Origin of the sequence: Longirhabdus pacifica (assembly GCF_004115085.1) — a bacterium.
GTDB lineage: Bacteria > Bacillota > Bacilli > Paenibacillales > DSM-105158 > Longirhabdus > Longirhabdus pacifica.
Map to the genome: position 1 here is coordinate 1 of NZ_QXJP01000044.1, position 3,021 is coordinate 3,021.

Consider the following 3,021-nt stretch of genomic DNA (forward strand, 5'->3'; position numbering starts at 1 on the left):
CGTTTCACTTTTTTCCTCTTGCTTACGAAGTGGTTTTAAACTTTGTTTAAAACCTGTAGATAAAGACCTAGACCGATTAGTATTCGTCAGCTTCATGCATTGCTGCACTTCCACCTCGAACCTATCCACCTCGTCGTCTACAAGGGGTCTTAGGGAAATCTCATCTTGAGGGGGGCTTCACGCTTAGATGCTTTCAGCGCTTATCCCTTCCGTACTTGGCTACCCAGCTATGCCCCTGGCGGAACAACTGGTACACCAGCGGTACGTCCATCCCGGTCCTCTCGTACTAAGGACAGCTCCTCTCAAATTTCCTACGCCCACGACAGATAGGGACCGAACTGTCTCACGACGTTCTGAACCCAGCTCGCGTACCGCTTTAATGGGCGAACAGCCCAACCCTTGGGACCTAATTCAGCCCCAGGATGCGATGAGCCGACATCGAGGTGCCAAACCTCCCCGTCGATGTGGACTCTTGGGGGAGATAAGCCTGTTATCCCCAGGGTAGCTTTTATCCGTTGAGCGATGGCCCTTCCATTCGGTACCACCGGATCACTAAGACCGACTTTCGTCCCTGCTCGACTTGTTAGTCTTACAGTCAAGCTCCCTTATGCCTTTGCACTCTGCGAATGATTTCCAACCATTCTGAGGGAACCTTTGCGCGCCTCCGTTACTTTTTAGGAGGCGACCGCCCCAGTCAAACTGCCCACCTGACACGGTCCCCGACCCGGATTACGGGCCTAGGTTAGAACTCGAATACGATCAGGGTGGTATCCCAAGGTCGCCTCCTCCGATGCTGGCGCACCAGTCTCCAAGGCTCCCACCTATCCTGTACAAATCGTATCCCAGTTCAATATCAAGCTGCAGTAAAGCTCCATGGGGTCTTTCCGTCTTGTCGCGGGTAACCTGCATCTTCACAGGTATTAAAATTTCACCGGATCTCTCGTTGAGACAGCGCCCAAGTCGTTACGCCATTCGTGCGGGTCAGAATTTACCTGACAAGGAATTTCGCTACCTTAGGACCGTTATAGTTACGGCCGCCGTTTACTGGGGCTTCAATTCAGAGCTTCGCTTACGCTAACCCCTCCTCTTAACCTTCCAGCACCGGGCAGGCGTCAGCCCGTATACTTCGCCTTGCGGCTTCGCACAGACCTGTGTTTTTGCTAAACAGTCGCTTGGGCCTTTTCACTGCGGCCCCCTCGCATGCTTCACCGAAGTGAAACACCCTACTAGGGCACCCCTTCTCCCGAAGTTACGGGGTCATTTTGCCGAGTTCCTTAACGAGAGTTCTTCCGCGCGCCTTAGAATTCTCTTCTCGCCGACCTGTGTCGGTTTTCGGTACGGTCACTCACTTAACCTTGCTAGAGGCTTTTCTTGGCAGCATGAGTACCAGCGCTTTCGGGAACGTGATGTTCCTTTCTCTCTCCAGCTAAGCTTTTGATGTGCGTATTTGCCATCACATCACCTCGCTTTCGAGACAGGCTCTTCCATCCGCCTGCGGCTTTCCCCTTCTGCGTCCCCCCATTGCTCATAACGGTGTGGGTGGTACAGGAATATCAACCTGTTATCCTTCGACTACGCCTTTCGGCCTCGCCTTAGGACCGACTTACCCTGAGTGGACGAGCCTTCCTCAGGAACCCTTCGGCTTTCGGCGGACAAGATTCTCACTTGTCTTTTCGTTACTCATACCGGCATTCTCACTTCCAATCGCTCCAACAATCACCTCTCGGTCTGTCTTCGTCGCTATTGGAACGCTCCCCTACCAACCACATTGTGGCTCCATAGCTTCGGTGGTGTGTTTAGCCCCGTTACATTTTCGGCGCAGCGTCACTCGACCAGTGAGCTATTACGCACTCTTTAAATGATGGCTGCTTCTAAGCCAACATCCTGGTTGTCTGTGCAACGCCACATCCTTTCCCACTTAACACACACTTTGGGACCTTAGCTGATGGTCTGGGCTCTTTCCCTCTTGACTACGGATCTTAGCACTCGCAGTCTGACTCCTGAAGTTGAATCCTTGGCATTCGGAGTTTGTCTGAGCTTGGTAACCCTTGACGGGCCCCGCACCCAATCAGTGCTCTACCTCCAAGTTTCATTCTTCAAGGCTAGCCCTAAAGCTATTTCGGGGAGAACCAGCTATCTCCGAGTTCGATTGGAATTTCTCCGCTACCCCCACCTCATCCCCGAATTTTTCAACATTCGTGGGTTCGGGCCTCCAGTGAGTGTTACCTCACCTTCACCCTGGACAGGGGTAGATCACTCGGTTTCGGGTCTACGACCTCGCACTATGTCGCCCATTTCAGACTCGCTTTCGCTACGGCTCCAGCTCTTCGCTTTAACCTTGCACGAGATCGTAACTCGCCGGTTCATTCTACAAAAGGCACGCCATCACGCATTGTTTGCGCTCTGACTTTTTGTAAGCACACGGTTTCAGGTTCTATTTCACTCCCCTCCCGGGGTCCTTTTCACCTTTCCCTCACGGTACTGGTTCACTATCGGTCGCTAGGTAGTATTTAGCCTTAGCAGATGGTCCTGCCAGATTCATACGGGATTCCTCGTGTCCCGCACTACTCGGGATCCGTCTCGGAGATGATTATTTTTTGACTACAGGACTCTTACCTTCTTTGGTCGGCCTTCCCAAGCCGTTCGTCTAAATGCTCATTTTCTTACTCCATGTGAGACGTCCCACAACCCCAAAGAGCATGCTCTTTGGTTTAGGCTTCTCCGCGTTCGCTCGCCGCTACTGACGGAATCACTTTTGTTTTCTCTTCCTCAGGGTACTTAGATGTTTCAGTTCCCCTGGTCTGCCTCATCGTAACCTATGTATTCAGTTACGTGTTCATATCCTCACTGATATGTGGGTTACCCCATTCGGAGATCCCCGGATCGATGCTTGCTTACAGCTCCCCGAGGCATTTCGTTGTTCGCCACGTCCTTCTTCGGCTCCTAGCGCCTAGGCATCCACCGTGTGCCCTTACTTTCTTCATCTATCTTCTTCTTTCACTATCCAGTTTTCAAGGTGCA

General features: G+C 52.1%; 1 rRNA gene. It reads right to left on the reverse strand.

Annotated features, from left to right (window positions below):
- Positions 1-56: 56 nt before the first annotated feature.
- Positions 57-2,985 (reverse strand): 23S ribosomal RNA (locus tag D1Z92_RS16955).
- Between the last annotated feature and the right edge of the window lie 36 nt (positions 2,986-3,021).